Below are 17,334 nucleotides of genomic sequence, written 5' to 3'. Positions count from 1 at the left end.
GCACGCCGCCCGCGCCCTGCGCCCCAGGCCTGGACGGCCCGCTATCATGCGGGCCTTGCCCCACTCCCGCTGTTGCTCCATGCGCTGGATTTCGATTGCTCTTTCGCTGCTGACCCTGCCGCTGCTGTTCCTCATCTTGCCCGCCTTGCTGTTTCCGCCCGTGGCACTGGTGACGGCAGGCCTCAGCTACCGCAGCGCCCGTCAGCGCGCCGGAGCACAGTGGGGGCCGGTGTCTGCAGCGCTTAACCTGATTCCCATCGCGCTGGCCCTGCTGTCGGGGGCACTGGCCTGGTGGATTCTGGGTACGCAATACCAGGCCTGATGCGCCCTCCTGCACATTGCACGCTACAAGAACGGCTTCTTGACTCACAAAAACAAGAGCATCTTGCGCAAGCCCATCAAGGGCTAGCAACCAAAAACACTAAAAATTACAAGAACCGCCTGTTACGTGTCAGCGTTCTGCCTACGGCATCCGTTGAACAAGTACGCTTCGCTCTGAGTTGTTCATGACCTCCCGAAACACCGCCCTTGACCAGGTCAAGGCCGTGGCATGCCTGTTGATTGTTTGCCACCACCTCGCGTTTTATGGCCCGATGTCCGATGTTCTGCGCCCCCTGCTGCCGGGGTCCATGTTCTGGATGGAAGAGTACGCCCGCATGGCGGTGCAGGTGTTTCTGGTGTTGGGCGGCTATTTCGCCGCTGCCGCACTGGCACCGCAGGGGGTGGGAAAGCACACCACCTTCTGGCCCACGCTGAGCAAGCGCTTCGTCCGCCTGAGCCTGCCCTACAGCGCAGCGCTGGTCGTGGCGATTGTGGTGAATGAGACCGTGCGCGGGCTGGGTTTTGACCATGCCTCGGTCTCCGAAACCCCCACCTGGGCCAATGTGGTGGCGCACTTGCTGCTGCTGCACAGCATTGCAGGCTTTGAATCGATTTCTGCAGGCGTCTGGTATGTCGCCATCGACTTTCAGCTGTACGCCCTGTGCCTGCTGTGGCTGTGGCTGTGCCGCCAGCAGTCGCGCTGGGCGGGCTGGGGCCAAGCGGGCATTGCCCTGGCCACGGCCGTCTCGCTGTGGGTGTGGAACCTGAACCCGGATCTGGACATGTGGGCTCTGTACTTCATGGGCGCCTATGGCATGGGCATGATGGCCTGGTGGGCCACCCACAGCGCACAACGCTCGCAGCGCGTGCTGTGGACCGTGCTGATTGCCGTGCTGGCCCTGTCTGCCCTGACACAGGAGTGGCGTGACCGCATTGCGCTGTCCGGTCTCAGCGCGCTGCTGCTGGCCGTGTGCGGCAACCTGCGCTGGCCCGAGGCCGTGCGCGACTTTCAGCTGCCCGGTCTGACCTGGATCGGCCAGCGTTCGTACTCCATCTTTCTGATCCACTTTCCCATGTGCCTGCTGGTCAATGCCGAGGTGCATGCCAACTGGCCGGGCCAGCTCATCCCCAACACACTGGGCATGCTGGTGGCGGTGCTGCTGTCCATCGCGGCAGGGTCCGTGCTGTATGAGTGGACGGAGCGCAGCACTGCCACCTGGAAGCACTTGCAACGCTGGCAGGTGGGCGTGCTGTCCACCGGCTTGCTGGCCACGTTGTTTCAGTCGATTTGAAAAGATTGATAGCTAGCAGCGCTTGCTACACCTTGGCTATCGCCTGATTTCATTCAAAACGCAGCCACCTGCACTGCCGCCCCCAGGGCTTACAGCTCGTTGTCGTTTTCCAGGCTTTTCACCAGCACTGCAGCCTGGGTGCGTGAATAGCAGGCGAGCTTTTTCAAAATGGCCGTCACATGCACTTTGACGGTGTTCTCTGCCAAACCCAGCTCATGCGCGATCTGCTTGTTGAGCAAGCCATCTGCCAGGCACAGCAGGACGCGGAACTGCTGGGGCGTGAGCTGTGCCAGCCGCGCGGCCAGATCAGCGTCCGCCTGTGAACGCTCTGCCGCCATGGGCGGGAACCAGCTGCCCCCATCGAGCACCGCCTCGATCGCACTGGCAATGTCTTCGGCCGGCGCTGATTTGGGAATGAAGCCCGCCGCACCAAACTGCTGCGCCCGACGAATCACGCGGGGCTGGTCGTTAGAAGAGATGATGACAACCGGGATCTCCGGGTACTCCCCGCGCACGTGCAGCAGCGTGGAAAAGCCCCGAGCGCCAGGCATGGTCAAGTCCAGCAACACCAGCTCCACCTCGGGGTGCGCCTGCAGTGTCCCGCTGACGCCTGCGGCGCTGGCCGCCTCCAGCGTGGTGAACTGCGCAAAGCGCTCACGCAGCACGTGCAGCACGGCAGCGCGAAACAGCGGGTGATCGTCTGCGACGAGCAAGGTGGGTTCAGACATGGACGAAGTCTGCCACGCCCCCGGAACCACCGCTTTCACCCTGCGCAAAGCCAGTGCGCAGCCACCAACAAAAATGCCCTGCAGCCAATGCTGGAGGGCACTTCCTAGTTTGCGTAGATTTCAACAGCCCGCACTGGCTGCCCAGCACACCAGATTACTGGTTGGCCACGTCCAGATGGGCGGCACGGGCTTCTTGGATGAACTCGATGATGGAGTGAATGGCTTGACGCATGACAGTTCTTTCTGTGTACGAGATGCCGGTTGAATGTGCTGTGGGGATGCATCTCAACTGCCACACAGCTACGCGTTAACCTGTAAGTGATAACCCGTAGCCGTAAGTATAAACCACATGATTAATTTTTGCACAGCCCCTGCTGTGCACACGTTGTGGCGTCTTTGCAACCTTGGCCGTGGACGATGGCGCGGGTGCTGCATGCGCAGACCTGGATGGTTGTCCGCTTACTGCGGTGGCTGGTCGTCGGGCGGCAACGGCACGGGGCCTTGATCGGGCGCTACAGGCTGGCGCTGCGTGGCCTCGGCAGATCGGCGTGGCGCGGTCTCCCGCATGCGATGTGACTCCATAGTTCCTCCTGGCGTCCCGCTGTCGGGGGGACGAACGTGCAGTGTCGCGCGTTCGTCCAGAACATGGGCCAAGACGCGCACGCTTGCGGGCAATTCCTACAGAGCCAAAGCGCAAACTCCGTAGAGCATGTGGGCATCCTTTGTCTTGGAAGCTCTGCATGATCGTCACCACCACACCCAACGTAGAAGGCAAAACCATTACCAAATACTGCGGGGTTGTGGCCGGCGAAGTGATATTGAGCACTGATGTCTTCAAAGACATGTTCGCTGGCATCCGCTACCTGACGGGCGGGCGCGCAGGCACCAATGAACGTGAGCTGCAAAAAGCCCGCGAAGTGGCGCTGACCGAGTTGCAGGCCCACGCCACCAAAATCGGAGCGAATGCCGTGGTGGGTGTCGATCTGGACTATGAGATCCTGGGCACCGCCAACAGCATGCTGATGGTGTCCGCCAGCGGCACGGCAGTGGTCGTCAAATAAGCCCGCCGCGCCACCTGCTCACTCCGCCGCAGACAGTTTCATCAGCACCAAGCCGCTGACAATCAATACGGCCGCTGCAATGCGCATCGCGGACACCTGCTCACCCAGCACCGTGATCCCCACCAGAAACGCACCGACTGCACCAATACCCGTCCAGATGGTGTAGGCCGTGCCCAGCGGCAGCGTGCGCATGGCCATGGACAGCAGGCCAAAGCTTGCAATCATCGCAACGAGGGTGATGACACTGGGCACCAGGCGCGAAAACCCGTGCGACTGCTTCATGGTGAAGGCCCAGACGACCTCCAGCAAACCCGCAACAACCAGATAAAGCCACGCCATTCCAGACTCCTTGCACCTCAGGTGCGCTGCGGGCCGTCCCTTTTGAAAGTACCAACCCAGGTCGTCCTGGGCCGGGCCGTATGGCACGGCGAAAGAAAGTCCATTCTAGGCAGTGCGCCGCCGGGCACGCACGCTGTACACCAACCCCTGGCGGTGCTTGGGTGGTAGCCATGCCACAGTTGACAGAGGCACTGGCGATGTCATCGGGATGCTGCAACGCCCCGCCGCTGCCACCGCCGAAACGATCCTGCGTGGTCACGTGCCGCCATCTCCTACAGGCGCGCACCTTCTCTTCCCACCCGTGCACTTGCGCATCGTTGGCTACAACAGGCGGTATTGCTTTTCTGACCAGGTGAACGCCATGCCAAGCTCGACCCCACGCCGCAAAAACCTTCCGCAAACAGCACCTGCCCCGCGTACCAAGCGGGCCGCTGTCACTCCGCCCGCCGCGCAGGCCAAATGCGCTGCCATTGCCAAAGCCAAGGCTGTGGCGCCCGATGTAGCCGCCCGCATTGGCAGCACCCCGCAGACACCGTTCCGTGGAGATCCCGACATCTTTGGACGGCTGGTGCAAGACCACGATCACCACCGGGCGCTGCTGGCCATGGTGAGCGAAACCACCGCGAAATCTGCGGAGCGTGCAACGCTCTTTCAGGAGCTAGCGCTGGAGCTGAAAAGCCACGCCGCCGCCGAAGAGCAGGCGCTGTGGTCCACGGTCATGCGCAACCCCAAGACCACCGATGATGCGCGCCATGCGGTCAGCGAGCACAAGGAAATCGATGACAAGCTGGCCGACCTAGCGGCACGCGATCAAGCATCGCCCGCATGGATGCGCCGTTTTACGGCGTTGCGTGAGGTCTATCTGCACCACATTCGTGAAGAAGAGCAAGAGCAATTCGTGGCGGCGCAAAAGCAGCTCTCTGCCAGCGACGTGCGCTATATGAAACAAGTCTTCACGCGGCGTAAAAAAGAAGAAAAACTGAACACCACAATTGAGAAAAAAATTAAACTCCAACCATAAATTCAAAAATCTCTGGCAGAGAAAAGCCGCATGCAGACAACTTCTGCATGCGGCTTTTTTTATGCCCCGATTCAGCGCTTGAGACTACGGCGCGCGCGCACTGCAGCGGCCAGCTGCTCCAGCACAGGAATGGTCTGCGCCATGCTGATGCACGCGTCGGTCAGCGACACGCCATGCGCCAGTGGCTGGCCTTCCACGATGTCCTGGCGACCTTCGTTCAGGTGGCTTTCAATCATCACGCCGGTGATGCGCGCCTCTCCGGCAGCAATCTGTGCCGCCACATCGGCACCCACATCGATCTGGCGACGATGCTGCTTGCTGCTGTTGGCATGCGAAAAATCAATCATGACTTGCGGGCGCAAGCCGATTTTCTCCAGCATCTCGCAAGCCGATTGCACATCGGCGGCGCTGTAGTTGGGCGCTTTGCCGCCACGCAAAATGACATGGCAGTCTTGGTTGCCGCGGGTTTCAAAAATCGCGCTTTGCCCCATTTTGGTCATGCCCATGAACGCGTGCGAGGACTGAGCGGCCAAGATGGCATCGCACGCCACTTTCACGCCACCATCGGTGCCGTTTTTGAAGCCAACGGGTGAGGACAGGCCACTGGCCAGCTGACGGTGGCTCTGACTCTCGGTGGTGCGCGCGCCGATGGCGCCCCAGCTGACCAGATCGCTGATGAACTGGGGAGAGAGCAAATCCAGGAACTCCGTGCCTGCGGGCAGCCCCAGCTCCAGCACTTCCAGCAGCAGCTTGCGCGCCAGCTTCAAGCCTTCATTCACATTGAAGCTGCCATCACGGTACGGGTCGTTGATGTAGCCCTTCCAGCCCACGGTGGTGCGCGGCTTTTCAAAGTACACGCGCATGACCACCAGCAAGTCGTCTTTCAGCGCATCCGCCTGCACCTTGAGCTGGCGCGCATATTCCATGGCCTGCGCATGGTCGTGGATGGAGCAAGGCCCCACCACCACCACCAGACGGTCATCGTGCCCATGCAGCACCTGCGAGATGGAGGCGCGGCTGCTTTCCACCAGTGCCAGCGCCTGCTCGGTGGCGGGCAGCCACTCTTCCAGCAAGGCAGGGGTGAGCAGCGGGCGTACGGTCTTGATGCGGGTGTCGTCAATGCGGGTCTTGTCCAGCGTGGACAAGGCCGCAGGCTTGGTCAGAGAAGGCGAAGAAGTCATTGCAACATTGTCGCTGTCTGGCTGCAAAGCTGCCAGTCCAAGGTTTGTGCACCGCACCCACCTGTCGCCAAATCACAAAACCATAGCTGCCAGCGCTTTACAGACAAGCGTTAGCAACCCATTTCATTCAAATCGCACCAAACCGCGCATAGCATTCCAGTCCAGCACCTTGATGCGGCGATATCCCACGTGAATCAGTCCCTGCGCTTCGAGCGTCGATAGCGCTTCGCTCAGACGCGATCGAGAGACTTGGCACAGTTCACTGAGCTCTCCTTGTGACACCTGAATCTCTCGGCTTTGTGGCGTGGGGAAGTTGCGCGGCGTCAGCAGTGCCGCCAGACACTTCGCCACTTTGACGGGGATGTTGCCCTCTTGTTGGGCCGCCAGCAAATCCATGAGTTGCTGGTTGCGCTCGGCCATCAGCTCTTGCAAAAAAAGCCCAAACGTCAAGTAGTTGCGACGCAAATGGTCAAAGCAGGCACGCGGCATGCTCACGGCGGTGAGTGTGTGTAATGCCACCGCATCACAGCTGTGCCGCGCTGCGCCCAGAATCAGCGGCGCCTCTCCAATCCAGCTCCCCGCAGTGCAGCCCACCGTCACCGCACGCCCCTGCGCAGTCGTCACGCACAACTTGGCAGCACCGCCCATCACGCCCACCCATGCGGTTGGCGCATCGCCGCGCAGCCACAACGCCTGGCCTGGTTGATAGCAGTGCACACGCAGCTGCGGCAGTACGTCCGCCTGCATCACATCCGCAGGAATGCAGTCAGCCCAAATGCACTCACGCCAATGCGCGTAAAGATCATGGTGCGTCCAACTCTTCGGCTGATTCATGCAATTGTTCCGTCGAGAAAAAATGATTGAGAACGATTCTCATACATTCGCATGCAATTCGCACTTTCTCTCTACGACAGACCCCATGGCCATGACGCCCTCTTTCTCTGCACCACGCAGCGCCGCACACGCTTTGCGCCTGACCCCGCTTGCCAGCGCCACGGGCTTGATGCTGATGCTCTGCATCCCAGCACACGCACAATCCAGCGCCCCAGAGCCCCAGGTGATGGGTGTACAGACCGTTTCTGTCTCGCGCCTGGGGCAGACACGCGCGGAGCTGGCTGCAACAGTACAAGTCATTGACAGCGAAGCCTTAAGTGCGCAGATCCAAGCAGGGCTGAACCTCAAGGAAGCACTGGGCCACCTCGTGCCTGGCATTGACCTTGGCAACCAAGGGCGCAGCGGGTTTGGGCAAAACCTGCGTGGCCGCCCCATGCTGGTGATGGTGGACGGGGTGTCTCTGAACTCCTCACGGGGTACCGCACGCCAGCTCGATGCCATTGACCCCTTCCATATTGAACGCATCGAAGTGCTCTCGGGCGCATCGGCCCTGTACGGGGGCGGTGCCACCGGCGGCATTGTCAACATCATCACCAAAAAAGCGGCGGATGCCCCGTCACGCTTCTCCAGCGAAGTGGGGATGGTCAGCGGCTTGAATGCCAGTGATGACCGCCAGTTGCGCGTTGCGCAGTCCGTCAGCGGTGGCAATGAGACCGTGCAAGGCCGCCTGGGCATTGCCGTGCAAGACAACGGTAGATTTTTTGATAGCCAAGGGCGGGCTGTCCGCTCTGACATCACGCAAACCGACTTGCAAGATACGCGCAGCATGGATGTGATGGGCAATCTGCAATTCAACTTAGGTGCAGGGCAAAGTCTGGACCTCAGCGCACAGTACTACCGCAACAAATTCGAGGGCAGCAGCTACCTGTATGCAGGTAGTAACTTTGCCGGCATTTACGGCCAGCAACCCGGCCTGCTGGAACAGCGTGAAGGGTTCAGCAGCGATGTGGTGCCCATGACCGAGCGTGCCATGCTCAATGCCAACTACCACGCGAGCGACGTACTGGGCGGGCATGATTTCTACCTGCAGGGATTCTGGCGGCAGGAGGAGCTGGACTTTGCGCCCTTCCCCGATCCGCGCTACGTATCTGCTTCACACCAGAACACCGATGTGTGGGGCTTCAAAGCGGCGCTGGCCAAAGACATCGGCAACGTCACCGTGCGCTACGGCCTGGACTGGGATCGCGAGAACTTCGACTCCAGCATGACGCTGTTTGATAGTGCGAAATCCATGGCCAGTGGTGGCTTGATCAATCGCAAGATCGGCACCACCGGCCGCTACCCTGACTACCGAGTCGACAGCAAGGCCGTATTTGGCCAAATGGACTGGAAACTCTCAGACCGCACCACACTGTCTGCAGGCCTGCGCCACCAGCGCATGGGCTTGGATGTCAAGGACTTTGTCGCCGCCACCCAGCAGATTTATATGGCGCTGGGCATGGGCCAAACGGCCGATGCCGTGCCCGGTGGCAGTGCAGACTACAACGTCACCTTGTTCAACCTTGGCGCACACTTCAAACCAATGGAAGGCCACAGCACGTGGCTGAACTACACCGAAGGCTTTGAGCTGCCCGACCCCGGTAAGTACTTTGGTGACGGCAGCTATAAATTGGTAGGCACGCACTGGCAACTGGCGCAAGGCGTTGACCCCAGCTCCGCCCCCCTCAAAGGCATCAAGACACGCCAAGTGGAATGGGGATGGAAAGGCCAGCAAGGCCCACTGAATTTCCAAACTGCACTGTTCTATGCCTGGTCCGACAACTCGATTGAGTTAAACCGCAGCACCTTGCTGATCGACGTGCTGGAGAAGAAGCGCCGCAACTTTGGCTGGGAAGGCAGTGTGAACTACGCCTTGAACCGCCAATGGGGTATTGGCGGCTCTTGGCTGCTGATTCAGTCGCAAGAGCGCAAGCATGGAGACTGGAAACGCCAAGGCATTGACATGGCCAGCCCATCGAAATTAACACTGCACACGGACTACCAGCAAGGCAGCTGGCAAGCACGCGTGCAGGCCACACACCAGCGCACACTCAACGATGACAACCAACAGACGATCAAGGGATTTACCACCCTGGACCTGCTGGCGAGCACACAGCTGGGTAAAGGCCGGTTGAGCTTTGGTGTCCAAAACCTGCTGGACCGCAAATACCTGACCACCTGGTCGCAACGCGCCGCCTATATTTACGGCGCATCCGCCACACCAGAAACCTTTGCCTACTATGGCCGTGGCCGTACCTTCTCGGTGAACTACACCGTGAACTATTGATAGCACCTCGCGCTGAAATGTCCTCGTCCCTTTGCCTTTCCCACTCGGCACCCACACGCACTTGGGCCACGATTGCCGCGCTGTATCTGGCGCAAAGTGTGCCGTCCTACCTGCTCATCATGGCCGTGCCCGCAGCACTGCGGGCCAGTGGCATGAGCCTGACCCAGGTGGGGCTGCTGTCGGTGCTGATGCTGCCCCTGATGCTCAAGTTTCTGTGGGCACCGTGGGTGGATCGCAAAAGCTGGGGAAAGCTGGGGCACCGCCGCGGCTGGATTGTGATCACACAATTGAGCTGCTGCGCAGCCATTGCGGCGCTGGCTTGGGTGCCCCCCAGCAGCATCACCGCGCTGCTGGTGGTGGGCATGGTGATTGCACTGTGCATTGCCACGCAAGACATTGCCACCGATGGCTATGCCACCAGCATCTTGCACAATCAAGCCCAGCGCGCCACAGGCAACGGCATTCAAGCTGCAGCGGTGGCTGCAGGGGTGCTGGTGGGCGGCATGTTGTCCATGCAACTGTTTGAGCATTGGGGCTGGCAAGCCACGCTGTTACTGATGGCCGGTCTGTCTCTGCTACCGCTGCTGGCCCTGCCATGGATGCAAGAGGCGGAGGCGGAGGCGGAGGACGCAGCACCACCTTCAGCGCATGCAGAGCGGCCCAGCATCTTGCGACTGCTCCGGCGCCCAGGCATCTGGGCTATTTTGCTTTTGGCCATGAGCTATCGCCTGAGCGAAGGCATGGTGCGGTCAATGGAAAGCAGCTACATGCTGGCCAAAGGCCTCAGCCTGAGCCAAGTGGGCACACTCAGCGGCACCGCCGCCGTCACCGCAGGTTTGCTCGGCAGTGTGGTGGCCGCTTGGTGGCTGCGCCGCAGCAGTCAGCTGACCGTGTTGCTGGGCCTGTGCGTGATCCGTGTGGGTTGCTATGTGCTGTTTGGGCTGCATGCCAGTGGCCACTTGGGCGGCAGCGAAGTGTTGGTCGGTCTGGCACTGGCGCTGAGCATGCTGAGATATATGGAAATGGTAGCGCTCTACGCTTTATTCATGGGCGCTTCCTCGCAAAAACAACCTGGTACTGATTTCAGCGTATTTGTCTGTGCCGAACTGCTCACCTACATGGTCAGTTCCATGGCAGGCGGTGCGATTGCGCAGCAGTTGTCTTTCACCGGCTTGTTCGCTGTCGCCACCGGCTTGGGCGTGATGTCTTTGGCGCTCACCCCCACCTTGCTGCGCAAAGCCCAGCGTGGATTGCAGGAGCACTGAGATGGCCCTGCATTTCCACGTGCAAGCGCACATGCCCCATGCGCCAGCGTTTTTGGCGTGGCTACAAAGCCATCTGGAGGCCGAGGGCGTGCAACTGCACCCCTCCCCCCAAGGGGTGACACTGCACATGCCTCAAGTGGGCACCTTGGCCTTCCACAGCTGCCATGCCGGCGGGTTCTCCTGCGACATTGACGCCATGGATATCCGCATGGCAGAACTGATTCAGCTCTCGCTGGACGAGCATGCCCAAGAATTTCTGGCCAACCATGGCGCACCAGCATCTGCCCTGCAGCTGGAGTGGCATGGCCTGCCCACGGCAGATTTGCGCCACCGTTTTCAGGTCGTGACAGTCATCGCGGTGACCGACATCACCGCCCATATGCGCCGCGTGCGGCTGGCAGTGCCCGTGATGGCCCCGTTGGCAGCTGATGGTTTGCATGTGCGTTTGCTGCTGCCGCAGGGCAACACCGCCGTGCAATGGCCGCAGCTCAACGCGCAAGGCCGTCTGCAATGGGACGCAGGCCAAACCCCGTTGCCGCAGCGCATCTACACCATTCGCCAGTGCGACACGCAGGCGCAATGGCTGGATATCGACATCGTGTGCCACAACCATGATGCCCCCGGTGCGCAGTGGCTGGCACAGGTCAAAACGGGCGACCACGTGGGTTTGCTGGGGCCTTCTGGCGGCACGATTCCCCAAGCGCCCCACCTGCTGTTGGTCGCCGATATGGCGGCCCTGCCTGCTGCCTTGCGCATTGCACAGCAGCAAGCCGCACGTGGCAGCGGTTGGCAGCTACTGGCTTTGGCCACCCACGTGGGTGACACGGCCTACATCCCCCCTGCTGCGCATGTGCAGTGGCATGTGGGCGATGTTGCCAGCCAAGCCGCTGCCGTACAGCATTGGCTGCGCACGCAAACAGCCTCTGTGCCCCCCAATACCCAGCTGTGGTTAGCGGGCGGAAAAGCATTGATCCAAGCCACCAAGGCTGCACTCAAAGCCGATCCGCTGGCAACAGGGGGCGACCACAAACTCGCGGTGTACTGGCAATAAAAAAGGATATGACTTGCATCACATCCTTTACATACTTTTGATAGCTTCCAGCGTTTTCTGGGAAAGCGTTAGAGGGTGATTTGACTCAAACCTCAGCCACCGTTTCTACGGCCTCTGCCGTTTCCAGCAACACGATATTGCCCACGGTCGCACCGTAGTTCTGTGCCACACGCTTGCGCTGCTTGAGCACGGCTTTGTCCTTGCTAACCAGCAGCGCCTGGTGCTGGCTGGCCAGATCCAAGAAATGCTGGTCATCCGGGTCGGTGCAGGTGAAGCGGATCTTGGGTGCTTCCGCCACGTATTCCACCGCCGCATCAAAGGCCGCCATCACGCCCTCGGGCGTCTTACCGTAGAACGACACGCGCGGGGCAATCTGGCTGTAGTGCAGCACACGGACCAATTCAATGCGCTGGGCTTCATCGGCAATCCAGCGCACTTCGCCCTTGGCCACCAGCTCGCGGATCGGCGGAATGTGCGGATCGTCAAAAATCAGCATGTCCAAGACCACGTTCGTGTCCAGCACCATGGGGCGCGGCAACGGACCGGTGTAGCCCGCGTTGCAAGTGGGCCATTTCAGAACGATTTTCATGCTTAAGCCTCGTCAAATGGGCGCTGTGCGCTCTCATCTTTACGGGGTTTGACCGCACCCTTGATCATGTCAAAGCGGAACAGGCGGCACTCAATCGGGCCGTTCCACATCGGCGTACGGCGCGACTCTTTCAAGCGCATCTTGCCCGGCAGCTTCAGGTCGGGCGTGAGCATCCAGCCGCTCCAGCCGCTGTAGTTCTTCTTCCAGTGGCTGGCCAGCTGGCTGAAAAATTCACCACCGTCTTCGGTTTGCGCGGTTTCACGGCCCACGCGCTCCACCTCATGCATGCGCTCCGCCGCATTGCGGCCAAAGCTACCCGCAGCGGCAATACGCTCACCATAAGGCGGGTTCAGCAGCATAATGCCGGGCTGCTCGCACGGGGGCATACGCTGCAGCGCATCACCACCACGCAGGTTCACCGTTTCGGCCACGCCCGCACGCTCGGCGTTGCGCTGGGCAAAGTCCACCATGCGGTGCGACACATCCGAGCCATAAATCGGCACGGGACTGACATCCAGAATTTTGGATTCCGCTTCGTCGAGGATGGCTTCCCAGACGTGCTTTTGATAAGGCACCAGCTTTTCAAAAGCAAAGCTGCGCAAAATGCCAGCAGGAATCTTGCGCGCAATTTGTGCGGCCTCAATCACCACCGTGCCCGAGCCGCAGCAGGGGTCATACAGCGGCTGCGGGTTGGGGCCGTGCGGGTCCCAGCCCGTAGCAGCAATCATGGCGGCGGCCAAGGTTTCCTTGAGCGGTGCGTCGCCCTTGTCTTCACGCCAGCCGCGCTTGAACAGCGCCTCACCGGTGGTGTCGATGTACAGCGTGCAGCTGTCGGTCGTCAGGTGCACATGCACGCGAACATCAGGGTGGTTGGTTTCCACGCTGGGGCGCACACCGTTGCGCTTGGCGCGGAAACGGTCGGCAATCGCGTCTTTGACGCGCAGGGCCGCAAAGTTCAGGCTGGTCAGCGGGCTGTGCTGGGCCGTCACTTCGATTTTGAAGGTTTCCTTCGGTGTGAACCAGATTTCCCAGGCCACTTCGCTGGCAGCACGGTACAGGTCGTTCTCGCTGCGGTACTCGGTGTACGACAGCTCGATCAGCACGCGCTGCGCCAGGCGGCTGTGCAGGTTCAGCAGCATGGCATCGCGCCACATGCCGCGCACCATGACGCCGCCACGGCCGGTGAGCACATCGTCGTTGCCCACGCCGGTAATGGCGCGCACTTCGTCGGCCAGATAGCCCTCAACGCCGGCGGCGCAGGGTAAAAACAGATGCAGTTGATTCATAGCAGGAGGCCAAGCATACGCGAGTCACCCTTCCCTTGTACGGCTGTTGGTTGACTCCCGCTGAAAGCAAAAACGCAGCCTGACAGGCTGCGTTGCATTGCGCTCACCAAAGCAAGCGATTTTAGAAGGCGACGCCTGCCACCAACATCACATTGGCATAGGGTGTGCACTCTCCCGTACGGATCACCGCACGGGCTTGCGCGTTGCGCACTTTGAATTCCTCGTGCGACACCTGCTCGGTGGGCAGATCACGCCACCCCGAGGGCAACCAGGCGGGCATTTGGCCACCGTTGGCTGCCAGCGATTCGGTGGCCAGCACCAGGCGTTCCACCTGCATTTCACTCTCCAGCGCTTCCAGCACCTGATCGATGCGGGGCAGGCCACGCATCACAGCCAGGTCAATGCAAGGCACGCCCGGGGGCACGGGCAGGCCCGCATCACCGATCACGATCATGTCGTTGTGACCCAGCTGCGCCACCAGGTGTGACAGCGCTGCGTTCAACAGTTTGGCTTTTTTCATTGAGGATCTACTTCACTACGCTGCGGAATCGAAGGCTGTGCGCCCGCACGGCCAATGCACAAAGCCGCAGCCTGAATGGCCCACTCCACCGCTTGCGCCAAGGTACAGCCTTCGCCCAAGCGGGTGGTCATGGTGCCCAAAAAGGTGTCACCGGCGGACGTCGTGTCCACCACCTGCACTTGGGGGGCGGGATGCACGCTATGGCCTGACACATCCAGCGCCAAGGCCCCTTGGCTGCCCAAAGTGACCACCACACGGCCCACGCCCAGCGCCAGAAAGTGCTGCGCGGCACGCAAGGCCGTCGCTGCCTCTGTCACGGCCATCCCGGACAATTCGGCCGCTTCGTGCTCATTGACCACCAGCGTGTCGATCAGGGGCCACCAGCTGCTGGGCACCGCTTTCACGGGCGAGGGGTTCAGCACCACCTTGCAACCGGCTTGCTGCGCCACGGCGAGCGCGCGGTCCAGCACATCCAAAGGTGTCTCAAACTGGATGACCAAAAAGTCGGCCTGTTGGAGCACGCCGGAAAAATTCGCCGGCAGATCGGCCAGTGCGTTGGCACCGGGGATCACGGCAATGCGGTTGCTGCCGTCGGGCTCCACCATCACCACGGCAGAGCCTGTGGCCACGTCATCGTGCACGGCCACATGGGCAACGTCGACCCCGTCTTGCACCAGCGCGTTGCGCAGTACATCGCCGTGGGCATCGCGCCCCACTGCGCCCACCAATGCCACTTGGGCACCGTGGCGCACACAGGCCACGGCCTGGTTGCCCCCCTTGCCACCGGGGATGTAGCTCAGTTCCTGGGCGTGCACGGTTTCGCCGCGTGCGGGCATGGCACCCAAACGCAGCACCACATCCATATTCAGGCTACCCAGCACCACGATGCGGGTCTTGGAAGATTGCGTCATTGCCAAATCTCTTGCAAACCGGGATCAGTGCTGGCGCGCGCTGCGGCGCTGGCGGATGGTGTCCACCACCACGGCGACCACAATCACGGCACCGGTGATGATGCGCTTGCTGGGTTCACTGGCGCCAATCTGGGCCAAGCCCGCCTCCAGCACGGCGATGATCAGCACGCCAAAAAAGGTGTTGATGACAGAACCACGGCCACCCATCAAGCTGGTGCCGCCAATCACCACAGCGGCAATCACTTGCAGCTCCATGCCGGAGCCCGCATTCGGGTCTGCGGCTTCCAGGCGTGCCGACTGCATCAGTCCAGCCAACGCGGCCAGCAAGCCCATCGCGGCAAACACCAAAATACGCACAGGCTTGGGGTCAACGCCGGCCAGGCGCATGGCTTCCTCATTCGTACCAATCCCCACCACATAACGGCCAAAGACAGTGCGGCTGAGCACCAGCTGGCCAATGATGACCACCACGATCGCGATGAAAAACGAGGCCGACAGCCCGCCCACCCACGGCACGGCCAAACCGCCCATGGCATCGCCAACATACTGAGTACGCGAGTCCGTCACCAGATACGCGCCGCCGCGCACCGCCTCCAGCATGCCCAGCGACACAATGAAACTGGGCAATTGCCAGGCGACCGAAATGCCCCCAGTGATCGCACCGCACACCACGCCCACCATCAAGCCGAGCACTGCGGCCCCCCAGGGGCCCCATTCCCACTGCAGCATGGCCGCAGCCGCAGCCGCAGCACTGAGCGCCAGCACCGAGCCTACGGACAGGTCAATGCCCGCAATGATCAGCACAAAAGTCATACCCACGGCCATCACCGCCAGAGCGGGGATTTCGTTGGCGATCGACAGCAGTGTGTCCTGGGTCAGAAAATAGTCCGACAGCGCGCTGAACAGCGCCACCATGGCGATCAAAACCACGATCAGGCCAATGTAGGTGCCCATTTCTTGGCGCCATGGGCTGCGCGCGGTGGCCGGTGTAGAGGTTGGGGTGGTGGAAGACATGGGTCTCGTCAATCTTGTTTTTCAGACCGCCACGGTGGCGGCAGCTTCAGTCACATCGCCAAATGCGGCGGCCAGCAGGGCTTGCTGGCTCCATTGGCCACGCTCAAAGGTGGCCACAATGCGGCCTTGGTACATAACCGCAATGCGGTCACACAGCTCCATCAGCTCGCGCAAATCACTGGAAACCACCATCACCGCCTTGCCTTGGTCGGTCATGGTGTTGATCTCGGCATACAAATCCGCGCGGGCGCCCACATCGACGCCGCGCGTGGGCTCGTCCAACAGCACTACAGGACAGTTCCGGTGCAGCCAGCGCGCAAAAATCACTTTTTGCTGGTTACCACCGCTGAGTGTGCCCACCGACTGTTCGGCGCTGGAGGCGCGCACACGCAAGCGCTGCACCATGTGCTTGGCCAGCTGTGCCTCACGCGAACGGTGCAGCCAGCCGCCGCCGGATACAGCGTTCAAATGGCTCAGCGAGGTATTCACGCGGATCGATTGCGGCAACAACAGGCCTTGGGCCTTGCGGTCTTCGGTAATCAGTCCGATGCCCGCGCGTACCGCCTGCATGGGGCTGCGCCAGTTGGGCGATACCGTCTGTGCGGTGAGGTCGGGATGCTGCCCCGTCAACTCGATCTGGCCACTCTCGGCCTGGTCTGCGCCATACAGCAAGCGCAGCAGCTCGGTACGGCCTGCGCCCACCAGACCCGCCACACCCAGCACTTCGCCAGCGTGCAGCTCCAGGCTGACGTCTTTCACAGCCTCCCCGCGCGACATATGCTGTGCGCGCATCAGCACGGGGCCCGCTTCACGGCGGGGCTTTTCATCCAGCGTTTCCACATGACGGCCCACCATGCGCTCCACCAAGGTCGCTTCTGACAGACCTTGCATGGGCAATACATCCACCAGGCGGCCATCGCGCAGCACGGCCACACGCTCGGCCACACGCTGCAGCTCTTCCAGGCGGTGCGACACATAGACCAGTGCCACACCACGCGCCTTCATCAGATCAATCTGGGTAAACAGGTGCTCGATTTCCTTGGCCGTCAGCATGGCCGTCGGCTCGTCCAGCACCAGCACGCGGTTGCCATCACGCAAATTGCGCGCAATTTCCACCATCTGCTGCATGCCAATGCCCAGATCGGACACCTGGGTGCGTGGATCAATGTGATCCAGCCCCATCTTGGCCAGTTGCTCCCGCGCCATCTCGTGCAAGCGGCGGCGATCCACCATGCCCCATTTGCGGGGCAGGCGGTCGAGCAGCAGGTTTTCTGCCACGCTCAGCGTATTCACCAAACCCAGCTCCTGCAGCACCATGCGTACGCCCTGACGTTCGGCATCGGTCCGCGACACAGGGGCAAAGGGTTGGCCCATGAGCGTCATCTGCCCACGCGTGGCTGCCACCAGGCCGCACATGATCTTGGAGCAGGTGCTTTTGCCTGCGCCATTCTCACCCGTCAGCGCCAGTACCTCGCCCGCACGCAGATCCAGGCTCACGCCATCCAGCACCGTGCTGCTGCCGTAGTCTTTGCCAAGACCGTCCAGGTGCATGACCACGTTGCCTTGGTCTGCAGGAGTTGGGAATGCCATGCCTG

General features: G+C 61.2%; 18 protein-coding genes. 7 read left to right on the top strand and 11 right to left on the bottom strand.

Annotated features, from left to right (window positions below; genetic code table 11):
• The first annotated feature begins 79 nt into the window (after positions 1–79).
• On the top strand, positions 80–322 hold the full coding sequence (locus tag AC27VO_RS00185; RefSeq protein ID WP_488664695.1) for a hypothetical protein: 243 nt from the start codon (positions 80–82) through the stop codon (positions 320–322).
• Positions 323–506: 184 nt separating this feature from the next.
• The gene (locus AC27VO_RS00180; RefSeq protein ID WP_488664694.1) at positions 507–1,613 is read left to right on the top strand and encodes an acyltransferase family protein; all 1,107 of its coding nucleotides are present in this window, start codon (positions 507–509) and stop codon (positions 1,611–1,613) included.
• 89 nt (positions 1,614–1,702) lie between these two features.
• Here the strand turns inward: AC27VO_RS00180 and AC27VO_RS00175 are convergent, their stop codons facing one another.
• Together AC27VO_RS00175 and AC27VO_RS00170 are read right to left on the bottom strand one after the other, a co-directional pair.
• A complete protein-coding gene (locus AC27VO_RS00175) occupies positions 1,703–2,341 on the bottom strand; it encodes a response regulator (protein ID WP_488664693.1) in 639 nt (212 codons plus the stop codon).
• A gap of 459 nt (positions 2,342–2,800) precedes the next feature.
• Positions 2,801–2,923: a hypothetical protein gene (locus AC27VO_RS00170; protein WP_488664692.1), complete on the bottom strand. Its 123-nt coding sequence runs from the start codon at positions 2,921–2,923 to the stop codon at positions 2,801–2,803.
• A gap of 158 nt (positions 2,924–3,081) precedes the next feature.
• On the opposite strand from AC27VO_RS00170, the gene AC27VO_RS00165 reads away from it, so the two are divergent.
• On the top strand, positions 3,082–3,402 hold the full coding sequence (locus AC27VO_RS00165; protein WP_488664691.1) for a heavy metal-binding domain-containing protein: 321 nt from the start codon (positions 3,082–3,084) through the stop codon (positions 3,400–3,402).
• Positions 3,403–3,420: 18 nt separating this feature from the next.
• Here AC27VO_RS00165 and sugE read toward each other — a convergent pair whose 3' ends face one another.
• Positions 3,421–3,741 carry a quaternary ammonium compound efflux SMR transporter SugE gene (gene sugE / locus AC27VO_RS00160; RefSeq protein WP_488664690.1) on the bottom strand — a complete coding sequence of 107 codons (321 nt, stop codon included), beginning with the start codon at positions 3,739–3,741 and terminating at the stop codon, positions 3,421–3,423.
• Positions 3,742–4,102: 361 nt separating this feature from the next.
• Here sugE and AC27VO_RS00155 point away from each other — a divergent pair, with 361 nt between their 5' ends.
• On the top strand, positions 4,103–4,762 hold the full coding sequence (locus tag AC27VO_RS00155) for a hemerythrin domain-containing protein (protein ID WP_488664689.1): 660 nt from the start codon (positions 4,103–4,105) through the stop codon (positions 4,760–4,762).
• Between the two features lie 71 nt (positions 4,763–4,833).
• Here the strand turns inward: AC27VO_RS00155 and AC27VO_RS00150 are convergent, their stop codons facing one another.
• The gene (locus tag AC27VO_RS00150; protein WP_488664688.1) at positions 4,834–5,943 is read right to left on the bottom strand and encodes a 3-deoxy-7-phosphoheptulonate synthase; all 1,110 of its coding nucleotides are present in this window, start codon (positions 5,941–5,943) and stop codon (positions 4,834–4,836) included.
• A 123-nt stretch (positions 5,944–6,066) separates the two neighbouring features.
• The gene (locus AC27VO_RS00145; RefSeq protein ID WP_488664687.1) at positions 6,067–6,777 is read right to left on the bottom strand and encodes a Crp/Fnr family transcriptional regulator; all 711 of its coding nucleotides are present in this window, start codon (positions 6,775–6,777) and stop codon (positions 6,067–6,069) included.
• An 85-nt stretch (positions 6,778–6,862) separates the two neighbouring features.
• Here AC27VO_RS00145 and AC27VO_RS00140 point away from each other — a divergent pair, with 85 nt between their 5' ends.
• From AC27VO_RS00140 to AC27VO_RS00130, 3 genes are read left to right on the top strand one after another with little or no spacing between them, the layout of a single operon-like run.
• Positions 6,863–9,103, top strand: a complete 2,241-nt coding sequence (locus AC27VO_RS00140) for a TonB-dependent receptor (protein ID WP_488664686.1) — start codon at positions 6,863–6,865, stop codon at positions 9,101–9,103.
• Positions 9,104–9,120: 17 nt separating this feature from the next.
• On the top strand, positions 9,121–10,368 hold the full coding sequence (locus AC27VO_RS00135) for an MFS transporter (protein ID WP_488664685.1): 1,248 nt from the start codon (positions 9,121–9,123) through the stop codon (positions 10,366–10,368).
• A gap of 1 nt (position 10,369) precedes the next feature.
• Positions 10,370–11,419, top strand: a complete 1,050-nt coding sequence (locus AC27VO_RS00130; protein ID WP_488664684.1) for a siderophore-interacting protein — start codon at positions 10,370–10,372, stop codon at positions 11,417–11,419.
• Between the two features lie 85 nt (positions 11,420–11,504).
• Here the strand turns inward: AC27VO_RS00130 and AC27VO_RS00125 are convergent, their stop codons facing one another.
• From AC27VO_RS00125 to AC27VO_RS00100, 6 genes are all read right to left on the bottom strand, one after another.
• Positions 11,505–12,008, bottom strand: coding sequence for a putative toxin-antitoxin system toxin component, PIN family (locus AC27VO_RS00125; protein WP_488664683.1), 504 nt, complete (start codon positions 12,006–12,008; stop codon positions 11,505–11,507).
• 2 nt (positions 12,009–12,010) lie between these two features.
• The gene (locus tag AC27VO_RS00120; protein ID WP_488664682.1) at positions 12,011–13,294 is read right to left on the bottom strand and encodes a THUMP domain-containing class I SAM-dependent RNA methyltransferase; all 1,284 of its coding nucleotides are present in this window, start codon (positions 13,292–13,294) and stop codon (positions 12,011–12,013) included.
• Positions 13,295–13,415: 121 nt separating this feature from the next.
• The gene (rbsD, locus tag AC27VO_RS00115; protein ID WP_488664681.1) at positions 13,416–13,814 is read right to left on the bottom strand and encodes a D-ribose pyranase; all 399 of its coding nucleotides are present in this window, start codon (positions 13,812–13,814) and stop codon (positions 13,416–13,418) included.
• Entirely contained in the window at positions 13,811–14,725 is a 915-nt protein-coding gene (rbsK, locus tag AC27VO_RS00110; protein ID WP_488664680.1) for a ribokinase, read from the bottom strand. The genes rbsD and rbsK overlap by 4 nt, the downstream gene beginning before the upstream one ends.
• 24 nt (positions 14,726–14,749) lie before the next feature.
• Positions 14,750–15,739, bottom strand: a complete 990-nt coding sequence (locus tag AC27VO_RS00105; protein ID WP_488664679.1) for an ABC transporter permease — start codon at positions 15,737–15,739, stop codon at positions 14,750–14,752.
• Positions 15,740–15,760: 21 nt separating this feature from the next.
• Positions 15,761–17,329 carry a sugar ABC transporter ATP-binding protein gene (locus AC27VO_RS00100; RefSeq protein WP_488664678.1) on the bottom strand — a complete coding sequence of 523 codons (1,569 nt, stop codon included), beginning with the start codon at positions 17,327–17,329 and terminating at the stop codon, positions 15,761–15,763.
• Between the last annotated feature and the right edge of the window lie 5 nt (positions 17,330–17,334).

Source organism: Comamonas sp. 14P8.1.4 (assembly GCF_057799285.1).
Note: the sequence above shows the minus strand (reverse complement) of the source record. Positions and strands in the feature narration are given on the sequence as shown.